This window comes from Anaerosporobacter sp. (assembly GCF_031551385.1).
Lineage (GTDB): Bacteria > Bacillota > Clostridia > Lachnospirales > Lachnospiraceae > Anaerosporobacter.
Window position 1 is genome coordinate 1 of the sequence record NZ_JAVBNS010000014.1, and the last position, 5,579, is coordinate 5,579.

Sequence of the window (5,579 nt, forward strand, 5' to 3'; positions counted from 1 at the left end):
GTAAATGATATCTTAACTTTATCTTCTGCTGCCGAGCTGTTTAAATTATCATCAAAATCGCAATCCACATATACAAAACTAACGCCCTCATCATTGTCAACACCGTTCGTAATGTCAATCTCTGGCTCAGCTATTGTTGCACGATATGCCGCTACCATTGTGTTAATAAACAGCTTTACTTCATCTTCGTTACTACCGAAATAGCGGTGTCCCGCTCCTGTATATGTAATATTTCCTTTATTGTAAATGTAATAATTATTACGCACATCGTTCGGAGAAGAACTATACAGCTTATTGTTCTCATCATTCGATAAGCAATACCAAACGACAATTTCAGAATCTTCCATATCCAGCTCATAATATTGTGCGTGCGTTTCTCCTACAGACATCTTTACGTTATCCCAAGGTGTTGGTTTTGGAATCTTATATGGATATTCCGTGATTTGCCCTTGATTTACATTCGCTATTGAATTCGTCTTATATGAGTTGAACTCAGGATATTCTTGATTCCTTGAATCTTTCACCACAAATGTCTTCACTGGCCCAAACTGGTTACTTGGTAAATCCGAGCCTTTATCCCCTGCCACAATACCATATTGTATCATCGCTCCATAGGAATACCCTTGAATTTCCTTATAGATACTTCCGCTCGGACTATATGCGATATCTTTTCCTTCGCTATTTGTAGAACTGCTTTCCTCACCTTTCGTTTTTACTCCAAAACGATTCATTCCAATGCGATCTCTTAGATACTGATTTATGTTATATCCCCAATTCATAACACCTGATGTATGCGTGTCTGAACCATTCTCTTTGTTTACTACAGATGTAGTATCATGTGTAAATAGCACACTTTTACCACTTTCAACAAATGCAAATACATTATCAAGTGCACCATTCGTATTCTTAATGTCCGTGTAACTATCGCCAAATCCAAAAATTAACATATCATATCCTTTTAACCGATCTACAGAATCCGGATTATCTTTATCATATGCATTGGGTCTTCCATTCGTATTTCCAACATACCAATCTACAAATTGATTTACATCAATCGTCGTAATATCCAGTACAAAATCATTAAGATTCTTCGCATACTTCGAAAACAATGTATTCGTGTTTGCTAATTCCTGTTGCAGATTCATCGTTGACCCTGTCCAGTCATATCTTGAATAACGTGTTGATGTAATTTGCAGAATCTTCAGCACCTTTTTCTCCGCATTACTTCTCTTAATCGCATAATAACCAATCTGACTGCTTCGAATGTTCGGATTGTCCGTTCTATACACCACAATCTTCCATGGTATAATGCCAACATGAGATGCCCCTAGTGTTTTTTGTAACTGAATCTCTTCCCCTGCTTTCACAAGCGACAATGTTGCCTGTAATTCATTATCTGCATATCTGCCATCTGCATTTGCATCGATGTATAGCTTGACTGTATAAGTCATCTTACTATTTTCTTCCGCTTTCAAATCTGCAATCGAAAACTTATAGCTTAATTTTCTCTCTAACGAAAGAACATCTGGATAATCACCGTTATACATCACTGGCATACTTGTAAAGTTAAGTTTTGGCTTCTCAATTGCCAAACCGTTTTTCAACTTGTTACTTGCCTGCGCCTTCGTTTGTGCATTTGCAAATGTCGATGCATTTATTATATTCCCACTGCCTGTCTTCATCTTCTTTACAAACGAATATATATTGCTATATGGATCAATTCTACTTGTATTTAACGTATACAAATCGCTTGATGCCACAATCGGGTATCCTGCACGCACAAATTGCTCTAACTCTTTCTCTTTACTTGTTGTAATATCATTGCCGCTAAAACGATAGGTATCAATACCATCTACTAAACCTGCCAATGCATTTCCAGCTCGAATACAATCTCCTACATGTAGATAAATCATGCCATTAAGATTGCTATCATTATATCTTGTCAATCCATTTGAAGTATTCATCATACCGATATTCAATCCCATATAAATCATATCGTACTCTTTATTCAAATCCTCAATCTTGCCATTGAACTCTGCTGTCGTCATCTTTACAATACGCACATCACCAGAGTAGCCGTTTATCATATTCTTCACATCAATCTCCGTTAATGTAAAATCATTACACGGTTCAAGATCAAGTACAACAATCTCCGCTTTATCGAAATTCGCTTTCTTATATCTTAATAAATAATAAAAGATATCTGCTGTAGAAAGTTTCATCTTTGCAATTTCCTCTGGTGTCGCTTCGTATCCATTCGCATCCTCGTATAGAAATGCATTTACCTCATAGAACCATTCGCCAGAATAATGTTGTTCCGCCAAGAACATATTATCTACAATACAATCCCCGTTAAATGTATAGATATTACCAACAACGCTTTCATTCCCCATCATATACGGATTGTCAATCCCTAGACTCCTATAATATTCATAAGGATTTGAATTCCCTATCGGTAACTCCGGCCAAAATGTTTGATCATACCATATAAATCTTTCATCACCGCTTTTTTCTATATATTCTCCTGTCGTTATTCCACGGAATGTCCCCTCTTTTATTTTATTTGTCTCAAAGAAGTTTTCATAAAAGATTTGTGGATTCCATTGCCGTAACATCAGATATAACTTCGCGCAGTTATTGCTAGTTGAGTTGGAATATCCGCTTAATTCCCTGCAATTGTTTTCATACATAACACAGTTCAGCACGGTAGGCAAATCCTGCTTCACACCAATTCGCTCAAACAACTCATACGTTACATTCCAATTCAAATCGTTATTAATAAATGTAGGAAGCACCTTCCCTTGCCTTATCCCAGATAGATTCACCGGAATACCGTTGCTCGCCAAATCACTTATCGTATATCTGCTATCCTCTGTTACACCAAGCATTTCTTTCTCTTTCCCATAAAACTCCCACAAACCTACATATGCTGTGTTTTGTTGTGTCGGAGATAGAAACAACATATCCGCTCTAGCAATTAATTCCGGCTCTGCATTCACTTCTTCTGGTGTTCGTGTAACAACTTCTATATTACAAGAATCCCATTCTGCCGCATCAAGTCGCATTGCATATCGCTTAAACCATTCTGCATTGATGTATTCAACACCTTTTCGACAACTATACTTTTTGTGAATCAGATACAACTGTCCACCTTGTTCATCAGAAATAAAATTATAATTTCCCATTCCAGGTCCTACAAAAACATAATGCTCTGTATTTGCTTTACTATATTTTCCCTCTGCCAAGCCATCACGGTCTGTATCCGGTGCATTCACATAAACAATATCTCCTGTGTATTCCCCAGTACAATCCTCTACGATTTCATATTCTGATGCCATATAATAAATCTCTTGGTTTCTTTGATGTGCATAGGGCATAAATTGTACATCATAAGCACCTTTTCCTTTATTAAGAATAAACAGATTTTCCAGTCTATCATAATCATAGTCTCCTGTATTTTGTTCATTCTTTGTTGCATTCGCAACAGTATATTCTGTCCCATCAAAAGAAGTATATCGGTTGCTTTGCTTGCTAGAATAAAACCATGCATTCACGTTATTGTCTTTAACCATCTTTCCATATCGATTCTTATTAAAGACTAACTTGCTAAGTTTTGCATTATAACTGCCGTGTTTGCTTTGATCAACAACGTAGACATCACTACTTTCTAATACATATTCCCCTGTATATGGTTCTACAAGTTGAAATGTTCCCTTCTCCTCTTTCGCAACATAGACGTCTGACCAATCCATGTACTGCTCCTTGTCTTCCTTTGTCAATACTTCCTTTTCTACATAGGTATCTCTTACTAGTAACATTTCCCCTAGAAAACTTGTGAAGCCATCATATTCTCTTGTTTTTAGTTTGCTCAAATCAATTGGCTCACAACCTCCAACCATGTAGCCAATCTCACCCATTCCTCGGTACGGAACAATCTCTAGTATTGTAAATGTATCATCGTCACCTCTTGTACGAGTCGTAGATAATTCACTGGCAATATCTTCCTCCAACTCGTCAGCCGATTCCCTGTTCTCTGTAGCCATAACACCTCTAGCCGCAATCGCTACTTGATAACCAGAATACACGCTACATAATATCATTATAACCACCAATATATTTATAAAAAATCGTTTCCCCGTTTTCCTCTCTTGCATCATAATCCGCCTCCTAGTCCTAAAACGACGACACTAATACAACTAGTGCCGTCGTCTCGTTATTCCTGCTTGTTTCTAAGTTTAATCTGTTTTGTCACCTCATAGGTATTATCTTGGATTACAAAATCAGTTGTTATCGATACTGCTTGATTATTTACTAATTCCGATGTATCTATCTGCATAGATTCTATATGCTGTGCCATAAGATTTTCTTCATCTGTTACCACACTACACAAATCCATCATCTCACTTTCCGTCCCTGTGAAAGTAAAATCTGCATCTTTTTTTAGAAAGTATAGCTTCTCTCGCTCCTTTATCCATATAATGCAATAGTTCACCTTCGTGTTGATCTCTTCTGTTGTTTGACTATACATAATGGCAACTTCATCTTGCAACCCCTTATTCCTATACACAACTGTAAATCGATTTGCCGACAAAATCATATCATTTAACTGATTCATCGCCACTTGTGCCTCTTGCTGCAAATCAACTTCACGACTTGATTTCTTATATAGATTCGAACCTGTCGTCATGAATGCACAAATTGCGATAATCAAAAAGGACAATATAAGAGCTGCCACCAAGACTTCTACTAGTGTAAATCCATTCTCCTCTATAAAAGTACGTTCTTCTCTCTCCATTAATACACCTGCTTTACATAGTGTTTCCCTGTTTCCTTCACAAGATAGATACATAACTTCTTATCACTGTTTGTAACTTCAATTGCTTGAAATACTTGTCCACCTGCTGCAACAAATGCTCCTGAGCTCTTATGAAATGTGATAACGATACGTTTATTCCCTGTATAGCTAACGTCTATCGCTTCACTCCCTGTCTTTCCTGTAATCCCAATCTTAGAGCTTCCAATCTTTATACCATCAGCTGATGTACAAACTGCATCAGGAGTTTCTGTAACAGCCATATAGTAACTGCCATCTTCTATTTGGTATAGGATTAGATAGGATTGTGTCTTACTACTCATAACATTAAGTCTTAACTGGCTCATATTCTGCTCTATACATCTACTGCATCTTTCTGCATCTACATATTTTGATGTTACTATCTGAAATGTTGTCGCTACTACAAGAAGGGCAAGAATTGATATCGCCATCAATATCTCTATTAGGCTAAATCCCTTGTTACTAGATCCATCTGTTTCACATTGACAAAACTTTTTTAACTTAACTTTTCTTATCCTCTTCCCCATGGCAATCCCCCATTAATTCTTTCGCCAATTTTGGTACGATATTAGATTTGATATATCTATCTTTTGTGTATTCGAATCACTACCTTCTCCTCCAATCATTCCACCCTCAGCGATATCATAAAAATACTGATTAATTGTTTCATCTGCTCTGTTCCATATATCCTTCACAACTAGTGCATCGGCATATACACTCGCATTAGACGATATTGTAATGTTAC

At 36.9% G+C, this 5,579-nt stretch carries 4 protein-coding genes; all 4 read right to left on the reverse strand.

Features of this window, described 5'->3' with window-relative positions:
- Positions 1-4,157 (reverse strand): DUF5057 domain-containing protein (locus RMR19_RS02245; protein ID WP_310601865.1); only part of this gene is annotated, 4,157 nt, incomplete at its 3' end.
- A 56-nt stretch (positions 4,158-4,213) separates the two neighbouring features.
- Positions 4,214-4,795, reverse strand: coding sequence for a PilW family protein (locus tag RMR19_RS02250; protein WP_310601866.1), 582 nt, complete (start codon positions 4,793-4,795; stop codon positions 4,214-4,216).
- Positions 4,795-5,361, reverse strand: a complete 567-nt coding sequence (locus RMR19_RS02255; RefSeq protein WP_310601867.1) for a type II secretion system protein — start codon at positions 5,359-5,361, stop codon at positions 4,795-4,797. The genes RMR19_RS02250 and RMR19_RS02255 overlap by 1 nt, the downstream gene beginning before the upstream one ends.
- A 12-nt stretch (positions 5,362-5,373) precedes the next feature.
- A partial coding sequence (locus tag RMR19_RS02260) for a hypothetical protein (protein WP_310601868.1) occupies positions 5,374-5,579 on the reverse strand: 206 nt, incomplete at its 5' end.

What these genes read in the sequence shown, in the direction of transcription:
- RMR19_RS02250 (WP_310601866.1), bottom strand. Translation starts at nt 4,795, where the DNA reads ATGGAGAGAGAAGAACGTACTTTTATAGAGGAGAATGGATTTACACTA.
- RMR19_RS02255 (WP_310601867.1), bottom strand. Translation starts at nt 5,361, where the DNA reads ATGGGGAAGAGGATAAGAAAAGTTAAGTTAAAAAAGTTTTGTCAATGT.